Consider the following 17,070-nt stretch of genomic DNA (forward strand, 5'->3'; position numbering starts at 1 on the left):
GGCCATCTCTCTTGCGCGATCGGCGTCAGGCTACAGGAAGTCGCGCAGCAGCGCGACCAGCGGCACGTCCGCCGGCGGCATGGGGTAGTCGGCGAGCTTGTCGGGCCGCACCCAGGCCAGCGCCTGCCCCTCGGCCGAGACCACGCGCCCCTCCCACTTGCGGCAGATGAACAGCGGCATGAGCAGATGGAACTTCTCGTAGGAATGGCTCGCGAAGAAGAGCGGCGAGAGGCAGGATTCGCGCGTCTCGATGCCGAGTTCCTCGCGCAATTCGCGGATCAGCGCGGCCTCGGGCGTCTCGCCTTCGTCGAGCTTGCCGCCGGGGAATTCCCACAGCCCGGCAAGGCTCTTTCCCTCCGGACGCTGCGCCAGAAGGATGCGTCCCTCCGGATCGACCAGCGCGCAGGCGACGACGAGCAGGATGGGCTTGGGCGCGGGCGGCGGCGGCGGGCCTGCGACGCGGCGGAACATCACCACCGGCATGTGGCGGTTGCGCGAGAGGAATTGCTGCGAGCCCGGCCCCGTCTCGACGAAGCCCAAATGCCGCAGCACGGCCTGGGAGGCGATATTATCGGTCAGCGCGCTGGCCTCGATCTCGGTGAGGCCGAGCTTCCGCTCCGCCCAGTCCAGCAGGGCCTGGGCCGCCTCGCGCGCGAGGCGCTCGCCCCAGAACTTGCGGCCGATCCAATAGCCGATCTCGGGCAGGGCGTTGCGCTTCAGCGTGAGGCCGATGCAGCCGACCAGCGCGCCCTCCCGCGTGATCGCGAGGTGATAGGCATCGCCCGAATCGATCTGCTCCCCCGCCGAGCCGATCCAGTCGAGCGCGAGCTCCTCGCGATAGGGAAAGGGCACGCGGGCCAGATTGCCCGCGACCGAGTAGTCGTTCACCAGCCGCGTGACGGCGGGCGCATCTCCCGGCACCAGCCGGCGCAGCACCAGCCGCGCCGTGGCGATGGGAAGATCAGCTGCGGTGACGGCCATGGATGTCGATGTACCCTTGCACGAGAGCGCGGTCGCAGCCCGGGATCGCACCGCCTGCTGCTGCGGTCCCTTCGAGCTCCACTCGCGAATCGAGGATACTCCACGGCGCCCCACCGGGTAACCCGGAGCGACCGGACCGCTCAGCGCAGTTGGGCGATGAGGGCATCGGCGCCCTTCTCGATCCCGGCCCGGGCGGCGGCGAGGCTGCCCATGCTGGCCATGATGTTCAACGCATTCGGATACTGCTTCGAGACGAAGGCCCGGAGGAGACGATTGCTCGGCGCGTCGTAGATCTCGACGGCATAGATCACGGCGCCGGTCAGCGTTCCCTCGCCGCCGCGCAGACTCTGCACGCCGTTGTAGATGCCGCCCGCCAGGTCGACGCGCGACAGCGGGGCGAGAACCGGCGTGCTGGTGGCCGCGCCGGTCAAGGTCAGGCGCACGCGCAGCGTGTTCGGCGCGGGATCGCTCGCGATCGCGAAGCGCGTTCTCAGCCGCTCCGCGAATTGCGCCTGCATGTAGGCGGCGAGCGCGGCCTTGTCGCTCTCCGAGAGGTCGCCGAACTGATGGTCGGGGCCGCGATAGATCGCCACGGGCTCGATGATGGCGCGATTGTAGCTCCGCAGATCCGATGCGGCGGAATAGCGGAAGGGAATGCGCGCGGCATCGCCCTGGGTGTTCGGCGCCAGCTGCGCCGAGGACGCGATGGCGGAATAGGCGACGGGTTCCGCCGTGCCGCAGGCGGTGAGTCCCGCGCAGACGGCGGTGAGCGCCGCGCCGAAGGCGAGGGTGGGCAAGGCACGGACTTTGATCGAGCGATGCATTTCAGTCTCCGTTGTTCATGAGTTCGTAAAAGGCGCTCGGCCGGCCGCGGCGCCCCAGCGCCGCAGTCACGACGGGGCGTCCGGCAGATCCGTGAGCGGGATGGTCAGGATGAGGGCGCAGAGCGGCGGACCGGCGAGCAGCACCAGCAGCACCGCGATCCAGAGGCCGGCCCGGAAGCCGCCACGGAACGCCAGTGCCGCAGGCGCTGCGTCGCGGCACCGCGCGCCGAACGTCGCGGCGTTCAGCACGGGGCCCCACGCGGCCGGTTCAGCCGTGCCCCGGTGCCGCCGATGCCGTGGTCCAGCGCCGATGCTGGAGTGAGCGACGCCATGTCCAACCCCCGACGCTCCATGCGCCGGGGGCATCTAGCCAGATGTTAGGGTATTTACAAACCGTCTAGTCGGTTTATTTTTATCCATGCGCCGAAGGCGCCTTCACCCTTTGGCGCGCTTTCGATCCGAAACCGTCTTCCCGGCCTTCGCGGGAGCCGGCCATCGCTCGCTGTCCAGCAGGCGATCGAAGAGGCGCGTCCGCACCTCCTCCGACAACGGGCAAAAGCCGAGCATCGCGGTCACGGCCAAGCCGCGCGCGGCGGCCCAGCGCAATGTCGCGAGATCCGGATCGGCAGCTTCGGCCTTCAGCAGCTCGACCTTTTGCGCGTCGATCTCGCGAACCTTGGCAAAGAGGGCCGGATCCTCGGCGACCACGCCGAGGAAGGCCGAGGCCACGGTGATGGGATTGGTGGTGGCCTCGCGCATGGTCTCGATCTGCGCCGAGAGCTGCGGTTCCGATTTTCCGACGCCGGTCGTCGCGAGATAATGCTCGGAGAACTTCTCGAGGTAGTCGTTCTGGTATTCGAGCAGCGCCTTCAGCACCGCCTCCTTGGTGCGGAACTGATGCATGAGGGCACCCTTGCTCAGCCCGCCCTCGCGCGCGATCGCGTCGAGGGTGAGGCGCCCCGGGCCATCACGCGCGATGATGGTCAGCGCCGCCTGGATGGCGGCGTTGCGCGTTCTTTCGGAGCGGGCACTGTTTTCCATGACATCTCTCGGCGAGGGATGCGCCCATCACGCCGACGCACCGAAGCTGCCTAGATAGTCCTGGAATGGCGGCAAAAACAGTCCCGCCGGTCCGCTTTTGGGCGACGGCGGACCTGCGTCGGCCAGTCTTGCGTCGCTAGGATCGATACGACCCGTTGATGTCGATGTACCCATGCGTGAGGTCGCAGGTCCAGACGCGGGCCTTGCCGGTGCCCAGGCCGATATCGACGGTGATCTCCACCTCACGCCCCTTCATATGCGCGACGACGGGGGTTTCGTCGTAGCCCGGGATCACGCCGCCCTCGCGCGCCATCCAGGTGCCGCCCACGGCGATGGACAGCTTGTCGCGATCGGCCGGCTCGCCCGCCTTGCCGACGGCCATGACGATGCGGCCCCAATTGGCGTCCTCGCCGGCGATGGCAGTCTTCACCAGCGGCGAATTCGCGACCGCCATGGCGATCCGATAGGCCGACTTCGCGCTGACCGCGCCGGTCACGTCGATGGTGATGAGCTTCTGCGCACCCTCGCCGTCGCGCGCGACCATCAGCGCGAGCTCATGTAGCACCTCGCCCAAAGCGCGGGCGAAGTCCTTCAGGATCGCGCCGCCCTCGGCCGGCACGCGCGGATGCTTCACCTGGCCCGTGGCGAAGAGCAGCAGCGTGTCGGAGGTGGAGGTGTCGCTGTCCACCGTGACGCAGTTGAAGCTCTTGGCCGTGCCCTTGGACAGCAGCTTCTGCAGGGCCGCGGCGGGGATCTTCGCATCGGTCGCGACGAAGGAGAGCATGGTCGCCATATCGGGCGCGATCATGCCGCTGCCCTTGGCGATGCCGCAGATGGTGACCGTCGCCTCGCCGATCTTCGCCGTGCGCGTCGCGCCCTTGGGGAAGGTGTCGGTGGTCATGATCGAGCTGGCGGCCGAGGCCCAGGCATCCGCGTCGAGCTTGGCGAGGGCGGCGGGAAGCGCGCCCACCAGCACGTCCGTCGGCAGGCGCTCGCCGATCACGCCCGTGGAGGCGATGAAGACCTCCTTCGGCTTGCAGCCCAGCAGCTTCGCCGTCTCGGCGGCCGTGCGCTCGCAGGCCTCGCGGCCGGCGCGGCCGGTGAAGACATTGGCATTGCCGGCATTCACCACCAGCGCCTGGGCCTTGCCGCCCTTGAGCGCGGCGCGGCACCAGTCCACCGGGGCGCCGGGGCACAGGTTGCGCGTGAACACGCCCGCGACCGTCGTGCCGGGAACGAAGCGGAAGACCGTGAGGTCGTCGCGCGTCTTGTATCGGATGCCCGCGGCATGGCTCGCGCAGGCGACGCCGGCGATCGGCGGCATCTCCGGCAAAGGAAGGGCCAGGGGGGAAACGGGAATGCTCATATGGAGTTTCTCTCAGCCTTTAAGCTTGGCGATCCAGGCGTCGAAGGCGGTCATCAGCCGGGCCACCGCGTCATGCGTCGGCTTGTCGGTCAGCTGGCCCTCGGCGTCGAACTTGTCCTGCGCGCGCATCACATAGACCTCGGGCGTGGGCATCGTCAGGGCGCCGCAGGCCTGCAGCGTCTGGCGGAGCTGGAGCTGGGCGCGGGCGGTCCCCATCATGCTCAGCGAGGCGCCCATCATGGCGACCGGCCGGCCGACGAAGGGCGTCTTGGGTTCCCCATGCGCCCGCGAGAGCCAGTCGACGGCGTTCTTCAGCGGCCCGGCGATGCCGTAATTATATTCGGGGCAGCCGAAGAGGATCCCGTCCGCCGCCTTGCCCTTGAGGCGGAGCGCGGCCACGGCCTCGGGCATGCCCTCCTTCTCCAGGTCCTCGCTGAAGACGGGGATGCCCTCGATCCCGACGATCTCGACCTCCATGCCGGCCGGCGCGGCGCCCGCGGCGGCGCGCAGGAGGCTGCGGTTGTAGCTGCCCTTCCGGAGGCTGCCGCAGATGGCGAGGACCTTCACCGCCGGGGCTGAGCCCGGCCGGCGGGCGGCGTGGCGGGCGCGGGGGGCTCGGCCTGGACGCCGACCGGGGCGGGCGGGGGCGGCGGCGCGTCGAGCCGCTCGATCCGCGCGCCGGCGCGCAGGCGCTGGACGGCGGCCTGGACCTCCTCCTCGATCATGGTCTGGCGCAGCGTGTCCTTGCTGTCCTCGAAGCTCGGGCCGGCCGAGCTGCGGCGCTCCTCCACCTTGATCACATGCCAGCCGAACTGGGTGTGGACCGGATTCGGGGCCAGCTGGCCCGCCTGCAGGCCGAAGGCGGCGTTGGCGAATTCCGGCACCATGTCGCCCCGGCGGAAGAAGCCGAGGTCGCCGCCGTTGCGGGCGGCGGGGTCGGTCGAGCGGCGGCGTGCCACCTCCTCGAAGCTCGCGCCGCGCTGGATCTCGGCGAGGATGGCCCGCGCATCGGCCTCGTTGGGCACCAGGATATGGCGGGCATGGACCTCTTCCTCCGCCGGGCGGCCGGCGGCGTCGCGGTCGTAGCGGGCGCGGACCGACTCGTCCGTCACGCGGGGCAGGACCTCGCGGCGAAGCATCTGGTCGCGCAGCTCGCCCTCCTCGGCGAGGCGCAGGCGGCGGACGACGTCCGGATCGCGGTCGAGGCCGGCGGCGCGGGCGGCCTGGACCATGACGCGATCGGTGATGGCCCGGTCGACCAGCTGGGCGAAGACCTGGGGCGGCAGCATCGAGCGCAGCAGGTGCGGCGGAACCTGGCGCAGCTCGGCCGGCATGGCCTCGGCAGCCGTGGCGATCACCTCGTCGAGGCGGATCTCGTCGCCGTTCACCCTAGCGAGAACCGGATTCTGATCCTCGCCGGGGGTCACGACGACGGCGGGAGGGGCGGCCGGGGCCGGCGCGGTCGGGACGGGCGCCACGGTCTGCGCGCCGGCGCCAAAAGCGACGGTCGCGAGAAGCAGGGCGGCAAGGGAGGTGCGGATCATGGGTCAGGGTCCATTCGTTGGGCGAACAATGGCGGATGCCTATGCGCCCCACAACCCGCGGCCTCCGGCGGGGTTACAGGCAGCAATTCCCCACCGTCATATCGAGACACGTTGACCGGGGGGCATGCCGCGCCTACCTGTCACCCGCCCCCTATCCGCGCCCCGTGTGCGGCGCCCGGAGAGTTCCACCACCCATGTTCGCCCGTCTTGCCCGTGCCCTTTTCGGTTCCGCGAACCAGCGCTCGCTGAAGCGGTACGAGGCGCGCATCCCCGCCATCGCCGCCTTCGAACCCAAGCTCGCCGCCCTCTCCGACGAGGAGCTGAAGGGCAAGACCGCCGAATTCCGCGGCCGCCTCGCGGCCGGCGAGGAGCTGGACGACATCCTCGAGGAGGCCTTCGCCACCGTGCGCGAGGCCGCCAAGCGCGTCATGGGCATGCGCCATTTCGACGTGCAGATGATCGGCGGCATGGTCCTCAACGACGGCAAGATCGCCGAGATGAAGACCGGCGAGGGCAAGACCCTGGTCGCCACCCTGCCCGTCTATCTGAACGCGCTGCCCGCCAAAGGCGTGCATGTCGTCACGGTCAACGACTACCTGGCCACCCGCGACAGCGAGTGGATGGCCCAGGTCTATGGCTTCCTGGGGCTGACCACGGGCTGCATCGTCCAGGGCCTCAGCGACGACCAGCGCCGCGAGGCCTATGCCTGCGACATCACCTACGGCACCAACAACGAATACGGCTTCGACTATCTGCGCGACAACATGAAGTATCGCCTGGACGAGATGGTCCAGCGGCCCTTCGCCTATGCCATCGTCGACGAGGTGGACTCCATCCTGGTGGACGAGGCGCGCACGCCCCTCATCATCTCCGGCCCGACCGACGACACCTCGGACCTCTATCGCCGGGTGGACCTGGTGATGGTCGATTTCGTCACCGACCCGGAGCGCTTCGACAAGGACGAGAAGCAGCGCACCGCCTCCATGACGGAGAAGGGCGGCGAGGATATCGAGCGCCTGCTGACCGAGGCGGGCGTGCTGGTGGAGGGCAACCTCTATGACAGCCACAACGTCTCGATCGTGCACCATGTGAACCAGTCGCTGCGGGCGCATGTGCTGTTCAAGCTCGACGTCGAATACGTCGTCCGCAACGACAAGATCGTCATCATCGACGAGTTCACGGGCCGCATGATGGAGGGCCGCCGCTACTCCGACGGGCTGCACCAGGCGCTGGAGGCCAAGGAGCACGTCACGGTCCAGCCCGAGAACCAGACGCTCGCCAGCATCACCTTCCAGAACTATTTCCGCCTCTACCCCAAGCTCTCCGGCATGACCGGCACGGCCTCCACCGAGGCCGACGAATTCGCCGAGATCTACAAGCTCGAAGTCGTCGAGATCCCGACCAACGTGCCCGTCGCGCGCCTGGACGAGGATGACGAGGTCTACCGCTCCGCCATGGAGAAGTACGAGGCCGTCATCAAGCTCATCGGCGAGTGCAAGGAGCGCGGCCAGCCCTGCCTGGTCGGCACCACGAGCATCGAGAAGTCCGAGCTGATCTCCAGCCTGCTCACGCAGCGCGGCGTCGCCCACCAGGTGCTGAACGCGCGCTACCACGAGCAGGAGGCCGGCATCGTCGCCCAGGCCGGCCGGCCGGGCGCGGTCACCATCGCCACCAACATGGCCGGCCGCGGCACGGACATCCAGCTCGGCGGCAATGCCGACATGCTGGCGCGCGCCGATGTGCCCGAGGGCTTCGGCGAGGACTATCAGGCGGCCCTGGCCCGCCACAAGCGCGAGGTCGAGGCCATCCGCCCGGCCGTGAAGGCCTCCGGCGGCCTCTTCGTCATCGGCACGGAGCGGCATGAGAGTCGCCGTATCGACAACCAGCTGCGCGGCCGCTCCGGCCGCCAGGGCGACCCCGGCGGCAGCCGGTTCTTCCTCTCGCTGGAAGACGACCTGATGCGCATCTTCGGGTCCGAGCGGATGGGCGGCATGCTCACCAAGCTCGGCCTCAAGGAAGGCGAGGCCATCATCCACCCTTGGATCAACAAGGCGCTGGAGAAGGCCCAGAAGAAGGTGGAGGCGCGCAACTTCGACACGCGCAAGAACCTCCTGAAATACGACGACGTGATGAACGACCAGCGCCGCGAAGTGTACGCGCAGCGCCGCGCCTTCATGGAATCCAGCGACCTCTCCGAGACCATCCAGGAGATGCGGCAGGAGACCATCGACGGCATGGTCGACAAGGCCATCCCCGAGAACGCCTATCCCGAGCAGTGGGACCTCCCCGGCCTGGAGAAGCGCGCGCAGGACATGATCGGCGTCGAGCTGCCGGTCATCGCCTGGGGCAAGGAGGAGGGCATCGACGAGGTCCAGATCCGCGAGCGGATCATGGCCGCCGCCGACCAGGTCGCCGCCGCCAAGGCCGCCAATCTCGGCCCGGACTTCATGCGGATGGTCGAGAAGTCGCTGCTGCTGCAGATCTTCGACCAGGTCTGGAAGGAGCACCTCCTGGCGCTCGACCACCTGCGCCAGGGCATCGGCCTGCGCGCCTATGGCCAGCGCGACCCGCTGAACGAGTACAAGCGCGAGGCCTTCGCGCTGTTCAACAACATGCTGGTGGACTTGCGCGAGCGCACGACGGCCCTGCTGCTGCGCATCGAGCTGCAGCCCAACGCGCCGCTGCCCGAGCCCGAGCCCATCCGCGTCACCGACATGCGCCACGATCCGCTTCCGACCGAGAGCTATGCCCCGATCGACGCGCCGAACGCGGATTACGGCGTGGCGCTGGCCGGCGAGACGCGCCTCCTGGCCGAGGAGGTCGATCCCAACGACCCCACGACCTGGTCCGCCACGCCGCGCAACGGGGCCTGCCCCTGCGGCTCCGGCAAGAAGTACAAGCACTGCCACGGGCGGAGCTGAACCTCATCCCGATCATGCCGTCTGGCGTGATCGGGCGTGACGAGTCACCCTGCCGGTCTGGGTCCCTTCGGGGCAAGCTTTTGCCAGCGGAGGAGACATCTTGAGTTTTTCCAGCATCTTCGCGCGCGGTGTCGCTCTCGTCGGCGGCACGGCGCTGCGCCTGCGCCGCCTGCGCGACGGAAATCCGACCCCGGCCTGGGGCGAGACACCTGCCATTCCGGCCGGTAAGCCCCAGGGCGCCATCCCGACCCTCAAGATGCCGACCGCCCAGGGCTGGGCCGAGGGCCAGCTCCCCATCGCCGCGCCCGGCCTCAAGGTCAACGCCTTCGCGCGCGGGCTGAAACATCCCCGCTGGATCCACGTCCTGCCCAATGGCGACGTGCTGGTCGCCGAGGCGCGCGTCGTGCCGCGCACGGAGATGCGCAGCGTCTTCGACTACGCGATGGTCAGCACCATGCGCCGCGCCGGGGCCGTGGGCGAAAGCGCGAACCGCATCACCCTGCTGCGCGACCGCGACGGCGATGGCGTCGCCGAGGTGCAGGACGTCTTCATGGAAGGGCTGAACCAGCCCTTCGGCATGGCCCTGCTCGGCGACCGGTTCTATGTCGGCAACACGGACGGCGTGGTCGTCTTCCCCTATGAGGCCGGGGCGGACCGCATCACGGCGGCGGGCCGCAAGATCGTCGACTTCAAGCCCGGCGGCCACTGGACGCGCAGCCTGCTGCCCAGCCCGGACGGCCGGAAGCTCTATGCCGGCGTCGGCTCGCTCACCAACATCGCCGATAACGGCATGGCCGACGAGGAAGGCCGCGCCGCCGTCTGGGAGCTCGACCTCGAGACGGGGATCAACCGCGTCTTCGCCGGTGGGCTGCGCAATGCCGTCGGCCTTGCCTGGGAACCGCGGACGGAGATGCTCTGGACCGTGGTGAACGAGCGGGACGGCCTCGGCGACGAGACGCCGCCCGACTACCTCACCTCCGTCCGCGACGGTGCCTTCTACGGCTGGCCCTATTGCTATTGGGACCGCGTGGTGGACGACCGCGTGCCGCAGGACGCCGCCATGGTCGCGAGCGCGTTCACGCCCGACTATGCACTGGGCGGCCACACCGCCTCGCTCGGCCTGTGCTGGGTGCCCGCCGGAACGCTGCCGGGCTTCCCCGAGGGCATGGCAATCGGCCAGCACGGGTCGTGGAATCGCAGCAAGCTCAGCGGCTACAAGCTCGCCTTCATCCCCTTCGAGAATGGCCGGCCCTCCGGCCCCTCGCGCGACATTCTCACGGGATTCCTGGCGCCCGACGAGAAGGTGTCCTACGGGCGGCCGGTCGGCGTGACGCTCGGGCCGGACGGCTCGCTGCTGATGGCCGATGACGTGGGCGACGTGATCTGGCGCGTGACCGGCGCCTGAACCAAGGCAAAATTACCTTCTAATGAATACGTTGTTCCTGAAGCTCTTCCCTGCTTTGTTACAGTGATGACATCCCTCGGAAACGGTAAAGGGCCTAGCATCTCCGCTTCGCATCGGCCCCCCGCTGTTCCGACATCGAAGCCTGATCGGTCGGTCAAACCGGACGCCCGATGCCTTGGAGTTGCCCCCGTGTCTGCGCTACATCCCGTTGATGCGGGAGGAACCGCCCTGATGAGCGCGATCTCGCGCCGTTCGGCCCTGGCCCTCATGACCGGGAGCCTCGCTTCACCTGCCCTGGCGCAGGGCGTGTGGAATCCGACCCGCCCCATCACCCTGGTGGTGGGCTTCCCCCAGGGCGGCCGCACCGACGTCGCCTGCCGCATGCTGGTTCCCAGCCTCCAGGCCGCGCTCGGCGTGCCCATCGAGATCGACAATCGCAGCGGCGATTCCGGCAATCTCGGCACCGAGGCGGTGATGTCCGCCCGGCATGACGGCTACACCCTCCTCTTCGGCAGCATCGGGCCGATGGCGATCAACCCCCACATCATCGAGGGCATGTCGATCGACCCGCGCGAGCTGGCGCCCGTCGGCCTGGTCGGGAAAGCCTCGCTCCTCCTCTGCGCCCATCCCTCGCTCGGTCTGAGCGACTTCGCCGGCCTGCGACGCTGGATCCTGGACCGGAAGGGGCGCCCCTTCTCCTATGTCTCGCCCGGCACGGGCAGCCTGCCGCACCTGGCCATGGAGCTGCTGCACGACCGGCTGAGCGGCCCGCCCATGACGCACATTCCCTGCCGCGGCTCGGCGGCGGCCCTGCAGGAACTTCTCGCCGGGCGCGCCGAGCTGATGTTCGATGCCGTCTCCTTCGTGGCGCCGGCGCTGCGCGCCCGGGCGCTGACCGGGCTGATGGCGACGGGCGCCAACCGCTGCCCCGCCTTCCCGCAGATCGCGACCGCGCAGGAGCAGGCGCTGGAGAACTTCACCTTCACCTCCTGGATCGGTCTCTTCGCCCCGCGCAAGACGCCGGCTCCGGTTCTGACGCGGCTGAACGCGGCGCTGAACACCGTGATGGCCGAGGCCGGGCTGCGCGGCCGTGTCACCAGTCGTGGCGACGAGCCCGGTGGCGGTACGCCCGACGAGATGGCCCGCATGATGGCCGTCGATTACAACCGCTGGGGCGAGCTGGTTCGCGCCCACGACATCCGCGCGGACGCCTGATGACCCTGACCCTCTACCTCTCCCCCGGCTCCAGCTCGATGGCGGCGCATATCGCGCTGCACGAGGCCGGCGCGGCGTTCACGACCATCCCGCTCTCCTTCGACCGCAAGGAGACGCAGACGCCGGAATTCCTGGCGATCAACCCGGCCGGCAAGGTACCGACGCTGCTGATCGACGGCCGGCCGCTGACGGAGGTCGCGGGCATCCTCTTCTACCTCGCGCGCCGCTTCCCGGCCGCGGGGCTGCTGCCGGAGGATATCGAGGCGCAGGCCCAGGTCGTCTCCTGGATGTCCTTCTGTGCCTCCACCGTGCATCCGGCCCGGCGCCAGGGCGTGGAGCACGCGGTGAGCGTGTATCGCATCGTCGAGCGGAAGCTGGCCGGGCGGGACTGGTGCGTGGGGTCCTATTCCATCGCCGATATCCACCTTTTCCGACTGTTCTGGCGCTTCCGCGGTTCGCTGGAGCAGCCGCCGGGCACCTTCCCGGCCCTCGAGGCGCATCACGACCGCATGATGGCGCGCGATGCCGTGCGAAAGACGATCGAGATCGAGGCCAAGGCCGGCTACCAGCTGCCGGCCTGAGCCTCGCGCTTGCCATCGGACAGGCACCGGTGGGAGCATCCCTCCCAAGGCAGCCCGAAGAAGGACCGCCCGGAGGATCGCGCGATGACGCTTCAACGGCGGACCCTGCTCGGGGCGGCGGCCATCACCCCCTTCGCGGCCCAGGCCCAAACCCCGGCCTGGCCCAGCCGGCCGATCACCGTCATCGTTCCCTATGTCCCCGGCGGGCTGCCCGATACCAACGCCCGCTTCATCGCCCAGAAACTGGCGGAAAAGCTCGGCCAGCCCGTGGTGATCGAGAACCGGCCCGGCGCCAATGGCGCCATCGGCAGCGAGGCCGTCGCCCGCGCCCGGCCGGATGGCTACACCCTGCTCTTCGGCACCATGGGCACCCATGGCTCCAATCCCGCGATCTATCGCAGCACGCCCTATGACGTGGTGCGCGACTTCACGCCCGTGCATGCGCTCTTCGCCGACAACAACATCGCCGTCACCAGCACGCGCAGCCCCTTCCGCAGCCTCGCGGACATCGTGGCCTATGCCCGCGCGAACCCGGGCAAGCTGACCTTCGGCTCGGGCGGCGTCGGATCGGGGGTGCATCTGGCGGGGGCGCAGTTCCAGAAGGTCGCGGGCCTCGACATCCTGCACGTGCCCTATCGCGGCACCACCGCCTCCCTGGCCGACCTCGCGGCAGGGCGAATTGACCTGATGTTCGACTACGCCGTCACCAGCATGCCCCTGATCGAGGCCGGGCAGATCCGCCCCCTCGCGGTGACGGGGCAGCGGCGCCTCCCGCAACTGCCGAACGTGCCGACCGTGGGCGAGGCCGGCTATCCGGATGCGGTGCTGGACGTGTGGTCCGGCCTCTTTCTTCCGGCCGGGGTGCCCACGGCGATCGTCGACCGACTGGCCGATACGATCGAGACCATCCTGGCCGAGCCGGAGGCCGAGCGCTGGGCCGCGCGAACGGACAGCGGGCGGCTGATCGGCGTCTCGCGCGAGCGTTTCGCGGATTTCATCCAGGCGGAGCTGGTGCGGTGGCGCGGCATCGTGGAATTCGCCGGCGCACGGCTGGATTGAGATCAGACGGTTCCGAAGGTCCCGCGCATCTCCCGCACCAGCTTGCGCCCGATGGCCTCCGCGAAATCCGCGTAGTCCGCGCAGTCCATGACGAAGGCGCCGGGGCCGCCGATCACCGCCTCGCGGTAATGGTCCATCAGATCGGGCTCCTCGTTCAGCACCGCGAGTCCGTTGATCGTTGCCCCGCCCGATACCGCCACGTCGCGGACCGGCCCCGGCGCGCGGCCGCGATTGCTGGCGCCGTCGCCGGAGACATCCACCACCAGCCGCGTCGCCTCGGCCGGGCATTGCGCCAGCAGCCGGAGCGCGGCGACCAGGCCCTCGCCCAGCGCGGTGGCGCCAGGGCGCGGCAGGCGGGGCGCGGCCTCCAGCGCCTCGGCGACGCGCGCGCCGTCCCCGGCCCCCGCGATGCGCTGCCAGGGCACGGCCACGTCCTGCCCCTCCGACCAGAAGAGGGCACAGACGGCCACTGCGCCGCGCGGCCCGCCAGTCGCGGCGGCGATCACGTCCGGATCGAGGAAGGCACGGCCGAGGCCGTTCACCATCAGGGCGAATTCGTCGTAATCGACGCTCGCCGAGACGTCGATCGCCAGCACGAGGGCCAGATCCACGGATTCCATAGACGCCATGGTCGGCTGCCGTCGCAGGCTTTCCAAGCCCTCGTCCTGGATAACCCCCTGCAGCGCGGCGGGAATCGCCTTACAGCGCGGGGAGCGGGTCGCCGATCTTCTGGTCCAGCACCAGCCGGCCGACCCCACCCGAGCTCCAGGAGCGGTCGTATTGCGGCGGAATCCGCACCGAGGCCGTCTTACCCAGCGCAACGGCCGCGTTGAAGGTCCAGTAGGGATCGCGCAGGAAGGCGCGGGCCAGCAGGATCATATCTGCCTTGCCCTCGTCGAGGATCTGCTGCGCCTGCGCCGGCTCAGTGATGAGGCCGACCGCCATGACCGGCACCGCCGCGCCGGATTTCACTGCCGCCGCGCCGGGCACCTGATAGCCCGGACCCATCGGGATCTTCTGGCCGGCATCGAGCCCGCCCGAGCTGACATCGACGATGTCCACGCCCAGACCCTTCAGGATCTTCGACAGTCCGACGCTCTCCTCGGTGTTCCAGCCGCCCTCGGCCCAGTCCGTGTGCGAGATGCGGATGGACAGCGCGAGTTCGTCGGGGATGGCGGCGCGCACCGCCTGGGTGACCTCGCGGGCCAGGCGGGTCCGGCCGTCGAAATCGCCGCCCCAGCCGTCATTGCGCTGGTTGGAAAGGGGCGAGAGGAACTGGTGGATCAGGTAGCCATGCGCGCCGTGGATCTCGATGAGCTTGTAGCCCGCCGTGACCGAACGCTTCGCCGCGGCCACGAAGGCGTCGATGACGGCCCGGATATCGGCCTCGCTCATGGCCTGGGGCGCGAGGAAATCGCCGAAGGCCGCGGCGCTGGGGCCATAGGTCTGCCAGCCATTCTCGGCCGGCGCCGGCGCGTCCCAGGGGCGGGCGCGGCTGGCCTTGCGGCCGGCATGGGCGATCTGCACGGCCGGAACCGAGCCCATCGCCGCGATCGCGGCCGCGAGGCGGGCATGCGGGGCGGTATGCGCATCGCTCCAGATACCGACGTCGCGCGGCGTGATACGGCCCTCGGGCACCACGGCCGAAGCCTCGACCATCGTCATGCCGGGACCTGCCACGGCGCGGGAGACGAGATGCGCCAGATGCCAGTCGGTCGGCAGCCCGTCCTCCGCGCAGGAGTACATGCACATGGGCGAGACGCCGATGCGGTTGCGGAAGGTGACCCCGCGAAGGGTGAGGGGGCTGAACAGGTCGGTCATGAACGCGTCTCCGGGAACCAGGGGGGTGTGCGGCCGAGCCGGCTTTCCATGATGACGAGGGCCCGGGGCTCGCCGGGCACCAGCCGCCCGCTTTCGTCGGCGGCCCAGCGCGAGAGGGTCACGCTGTCGGACACATTGCCGCCCACGGCCTCGACCACCCCGGCGCCGACCGCGACCACGATGTCGCAATGCATGGGGCGGAACTGCCCGCGTTCGCCGGCGCGCTCCGCCCAGGAGGTGAGCGGGCGACGCGAACGGTCGCGGCAGACGAGGTCGCCGGGCTGGGGCGCATAGGCCGCCGGATCGCGCGGCAGGAAGGGCGCGAGGCGCGGCCAGGCGGCGGCCAGGGCGTCGAGATGGTCGAGATAGCCGGAATGCGCGGCGTTGGGCGCGAATTCCGGCGCGTCCACCCCGGCGGCGGCCAGAACCCAGGAGATGAAGGCGGCCGACCAATAGGGCTCGGCCCAGAGGGCGGGCGCCGTCGCCTCGCCGCGCAGGGCGGCGGCATAACGGCCGCGATTGGCGGGAATGGCCCCTTCCGCGTTCGGAACGACACGCCAATAGGCGAGAACGCGCGGGAAATTCTCGATCGCGCTTTCGGGGCGCGGGATGCCGGGGTTCTCGCAGGTGGCGACGCTGGGCGTGGGGAGGCCGGTGACGACGCAGCCCCAGTCGCGCCATTCGCCGAGCGCCAGGCGGATCATGCGTTCGCGGGCCGCTGGCGGATAGCTCAGCGGCGGCGGGATGGTTGCGACCTGGGGCTGGGCCGCGCAACCGGCCAGCAACAGGAGCAAAGACAGGAGGCGCAACACGTCGGCCTGTCTGCCAAAGGCTGGCATCCGCCGCAAGACGGTCTATTTCTTCAGCCATGGGCACGAACTCCGAGACCGATGGCGGTCGCCTCTTCTTCCGCAGCGAAACCTTCGCGGGGGACACCAGGCGTCACCGCCGCCCGCCGACGGGCGAGACGGTAACCGAAGCCGCGCGCGGCATCCCGGTCCATGCGAACTGCGACGTGCTGGTGGTCGGCGGCGGCCCGGCGGGCGTGGCCGCGGCGGTGGCTGCCGGCCGCCAAGGCGCGCGGACCATCCTGCTGGAGCGGTACAATCATCTGGGCGGGCTTTCGACCGGCGGGCTGGTGGTCTGGATCGACCGGATGACGGACTGGTCCGGCCGCAAGGTGATCCGCGGTTTCGCCGAGGAGTTCCTGGACCGCCTCCCCCGCGAGGCCGTCGCCGGCCCTCCGCCCGCCGCCTGGGGCAGCCGCGATGCCGCGACCGCCGCCTGGTGGCAGCTCCGCACCGCCGCCTTTCATGGCGTGGTGACCCATTCGCCGACCTGCGATCCCGAGGTGATGAAGCTCGCCGCCATGGAGATGGTGCTGGAATCCGGCGCGGAAATCCTCTTCCACGCCTGGGGCGCCGAGCCAATCCTCGAGAGCGGCGCCGTGCGCGGCGCCTTCTTCGAGTCCAAGCAGGGCCGCCGCGCCATCCGCGCCGCCTGCGTGGTGGACGCGACCGGCGATGGCGACCTCTTCGCCCGCGCCGGCGCGGCCTATGACGCGGATATCGACGAGGCCGACATCCACCATTGCATGAATACGAGCTGGCTCTTCGGCGGCGTGAACATGCCGGCCTACCAGCGTTGGCGCGCCGAGGAGCCGGAGGCCTTCGGCGCCTTCATGCAGCGCGGCCGCGAGCGGTTCCGCTATTTCGAGCGCGCCTTCGCCTCCTGGCGCGAGGACGTGGCGCTGTTTCTGGGCCCTCGCCTCTCCGGTTATTCGGCCGTGGACGTCGACGACCTCACCGCCGTCGAAATCCAGAGCCATCGCCTGATGGCGCAGCATCTCGATCACTACCGGTCCGAAGCGCCCGGCTTCCAGAACGCCTGGATGATGCTCTCCGCCCCCCAGATCGGCATCCGCCATGCCCGCCGCCTTCGCGGGATAGGCAGCGTGCTGCGCTCGGACTGGGACGGGCGCGTCAGGACGGACGAAATCGGCGTCTCCCCGAGCCTCGCGCCGAAATTCGCCAATGTCTCCGTGCCCTATGGCGCGCTGGTGCCGGAGACGCTGGATGGGCTGCTCGCGCCGGGCCGCCATCTGAGCTGCGACACCAACAGCCACTCCTTCCTGCGGGAGATCCCGCAATGCTGGCTCACCGGCCAGGCGGCCGGCGTGGCGGCGGCCATCGCAGCCAACCGGGGTATCGCCCCGCGCGCAGTGCCGATCGGGGAGCTTCAGGCCGGGTTGCGGAAAGGTGGCGTCCACCTCTCCGATGGCAGCGCGGTCAAAGCCGCCTGACCTCCTCTCC

16 protein-coding genes are annotated in these 17,070 nt (G+C 69.8%); 6 read left to right on the plus strand and 10 right to left on the minus strand.

Going from position 1 to position 17,070, the window contains the following annotated elements; translation table 11 throughout:
• Window positions 1-30: 30 nt before the first annotated feature.
• The 7 genes from ACO057_RS11830 to ACO057_RS11860 all read right to left on the minus strand — a co-directional run bounded on the left by ACO057_RS11830 (window position 31) and on the right by ACO057_RS11860 (window position 5,756).
• Window positions 31-981 (minus strand): bifunctional GNAT family N-acetyltransferase/(deoxy)nucleoside triphosphate pyrophosphohydrolase, encoded by a 951-nt coding sequence (locus tag ACO057_RS11830; RefSeq protein WP_421991896.1) that lies wholly within the window; start codon window positions 979-981, stop codon window positions 31-33.
• A gap of 140 nt (window positions 982-1,121) precedes the next feature.
• Window positions 1,122-1,805, minus strand: a complete 684-nt coding sequence (locus tag ACO057_RS11835; RefSeq protein WP_421991898.1) for a DUF3313 domain-containing protein — start codon at window positions 1,803-1,805, stop codon at window positions 1,122-1,124.
• Window positions 1,806-1,871: 66 nt separating this feature from the next.
• On the minus strand, window positions 1,872-2,054 hold the full coding sequence (locus tag ACO057_RS11840; RefSeq protein WP_421991900.1) for a hypothetical protein: 183 nt from the start codon (window positions 2,052-2,054) through the stop codon (window positions 1,872-1,874).
• 186 nt (window positions 2,055-2,240) lie between these two features.
• Entirely contained in the window at window positions 2,241-2,846 is a 606-nt protein-coding gene (locus tag ACO057_RS11845; RefSeq protein ID WP_421991902.1) for a TetR family transcriptional regulator, read from the minus strand.
• Window positions 2,847-2,982: 136 nt separating this feature from the next.
• Window positions 2,983-4,212: a bifunctional glutamate N-acetyltransferase/amino-acid acetyltransferase ArgJ gene (gene argJ, locus ACO057_RS11850; RefSeq protein WP_421991904.1), complete on the minus strand. Its 1,230-nt coding sequence runs from the start codon at window positions 4,210-4,212 to the stop codon at window positions 2,983-2,985.
• 12 nt (window positions 4,213-4,224) lie between these two features.
• Window positions 4,225-4,779, minus strand: coding sequence for an NADPH-dependent FMN reductase (locus ACO057_RS11855; RefSeq protein WP_421991906.1), 555 nt, complete (start codon window positions 4,777-4,779; stop codon window positions 4,225-4,227).
• Window positions 4,776-5,756, minus strand: a complete 981-nt coding sequence (locus ACO057_RS11860) for a peptidylprolyl isomerase (RefSeq protein WP_421991908.1) — start codon at window positions 5,754-5,756, stop codon at window positions 4,776-4,778. The genes ACO057_RS11855 and ACO057_RS11860 overlap by 4 nt, the downstream gene beginning before the upstream one ends.
• 194 nt (window positions 5,757-5,950) lie before the next feature.
• Here ACO057_RS11860 and secA point away from each other — a divergent pair, with 194 nt between their 5' ends.
• The 5 genes from secA to ACO057_RS11885 all read left to right on the plus strand — a co-directional run bounded on the left by secA (window position 5,951) and on the right by ACO057_RS11885 (window position 12,937).
• On the plus strand, window positions 5,951-8,677 hold the full coding sequence (secA, locus tag ACO057_RS11865; RefSeq protein WP_421991910.1) for a preprotein translocase subunit SecA: 2,727 nt from the start codon (window positions 5,951-5,953) through the stop codon (window positions 8,675-8,677).
• Between the two features lie 100 nt (window positions 8,678-8,777).
• Window positions 8,778-10,082, plus strand: a complete 1,305-nt coding sequence (locus ACO057_RS11870) for a PQQ-dependent sugar dehydrogenase (protein ID WP_421991912.1) — start codon at window positions 8,778-8,780, stop codon at window positions 10,080-10,082.
• A 231-nt stretch (window positions 10,083-10,313) separates the two neighbouring features.
• Window positions 10,314-11,297 carry a Bug family tripartite tricarboxylate transporter substrate binding protein gene (locus tag ACO057_RS11875; RefSeq protein WP_421991914.1) on the plus strand — a complete coding sequence of 328 codons (984 nt, stop codon included), beginning with the start codon at window positions 10,314-10,316 and terminating at the stop codon, window positions 11,295-11,297.
• Window positions 11,297-11,878, plus strand: a complete 582-nt coding sequence (locus tag ACO057_RS11880) for a glutathione S-transferase family protein (protein WP_421991916.1) — start codon at window positions 11,297-11,299, stop codon at window positions 11,876-11,878. The genes ACO057_RS11875 and ACO057_RS11880 overlap by 1 nt, the downstream gene beginning before the upstream one ends.
• An 84-nt stretch (window positions 11,879-11,962) precedes the next feature.
• Window positions 11,963-12,937 carry a Bug family tripartite tricarboxylate transporter substrate binding protein gene (locus ACO057_RS11885; RefSeq protein WP_421991918.1) on the plus strand — a complete coding sequence of 325 codons (975 nt, stop codon included), beginning with the start codon at window positions 11,963-11,965 and terminating at the stop codon, window positions 12,935-12,937.
• Between the two features lie 2 nt (window positions 12,938-12,939).
• Here the strand turns inward: ACO057_RS11885 and ACO057_RS11890 are convergent, their stop codons facing one another.
• From ACO057_RS11890 to ACO057_RS11900, 3 genes are read right to left on the minus strand one after another with little or no spacing between them, the layout of a single operon-like run.
• Window positions 12,940-13,593 (minus strand): DUF1194 domain-containing protein, encoded by a 654-nt coding sequence (locus tag ACO057_RS11890; protein ID WP_421991920.1) that lies wholly within the window; start codon window positions 13,591-13,593, stop codon window positions 12,940-12,942.
• Between the two features lie 43 nt (window positions 13,594-13,636).
• Window positions 13,637-14,758, minus strand: coding sequence for an NADH:flavin oxidoreductase/NADH oxidase (locus tag ACO057_RS11895; RefSeq protein WP_421991922.1), 1,122 nt, complete (start codon window positions 14,756-14,758; stop codon window positions 13,637-13,639).
• Window positions 14,755-15,570, minus strand: coding sequence for a DUF2272 domain-containing protein (locus ACO057_RS11900; protein ID WP_421991924.1), 816 nt, complete (start codon window positions 15,568-15,570; stop codon window positions 14,755-14,757). The genes ACO057_RS11895 and ACO057_RS11900 overlap by 4 nt, the downstream gene beginning before the upstream one ends.
• Window positions 15,571-15,626: 56 nt before the next feature.
• On the opposite strand from ACO057_RS11900, the gene ACO057_RS11905 reads away from it, so the two are divergent.
• Window positions 15,627-17,060, plus strand: coding sequence for an FAD-dependent oxidoreductase (locus ACO057_RS11905; RefSeq protein ID WP_421991926.1), 1,434 nt, complete (start codon window positions 15,627-15,629; stop codon window positions 17,058-17,060).
• The last annotated feature ends 10 nt before the right edge of the window (window positions 17,061-17,070 follow it).

It is taken from the genome of Roseococcus sp. (genome assembly GCF_965227005.1).
In the GTDB taxonomy this organism is placed as follows: domain Bacteria; phylum Pseudomonadota; class Alphaproteobacteria; order Acetobacterales; family Acetobacteraceae; genus Roseococcus.

Coding starts and splice junctions, on each gene's coding strand:
- ACO057_RS11830 (WP_421991896.1), bottom strand. CDS start 981: ATGGCCGTCACCGCAGCTGATCTTCCCATCGCCACGGCGCGGCTGGTG.
- ACO057_RS11835 (WP_421991898.1), bottom strand. CDS start 1,805: ATGCATCGCTCGATCAAAGTCCGTGCCTTGCCCACCCTCGCCTTCGGC.
- ACO057_RS11845 (WP_421991902.1), bottom strand. CDS start 2,846: ATGGAAAACAGTGCCCGCTCCGAAAGAACGCGCAACGCCGCCATCCAG.
- argJ (WP_421991904.1), bottom strand. CDS start 4,212: ATGAGCATTCCCGTTTCCCCCCTGGCCCTTCCTTTGCCGGAGATGCCG.
- ACO057_RS11860 (WP_421991908.1), bottom strand. CDS start 5,756: ATGATCCGCACCTCCCTTGCCGCCCTGCTTCTCGCGACCGTCGCTTTT.
- secA (WP_421991910.1), top strand. CDS start 5,951: ATGTTCGCCCGTCTTGCCCGTGCCCTTTTCGGTTCCGCGAACCAGCGC.
- ACO057_RS11875 (WP_421991914.1), top strand. CDS start 10,314: ATGAGCGCGATCTCGCGCCGTTCGGCCCTGGCCCTCATGACCGGGAGC.
- ACO057_RS11880 (WP_421991916.1), top strand. CDS start 11,297: ATGACCCTGACCCTCTACCTCTCCCCCGGCTCCAGCTCGATGGCGGCG.
- ACO057_RS11885 (WP_421991918.1), top strand. CDS start 11,963: ATGACGCTTCAACGGCGGACCCTGCTCGGGGCGGCGGCCATCACCCCC.
- ACO057_RS11895 (WP_421991922.1), bottom strand. CDS start 14,758: ATGACCGACCTGTTCAGCCCCCTCACCCTTCGCGGGGTCACCTTCCGC.
- ACO057_RS11905 (WP_421991926.1), top strand. CDS start 15,627: ATGGGCACGAACTCCGAGACCGATGGCGGTCGCCTCTTCTTCCGCAGC.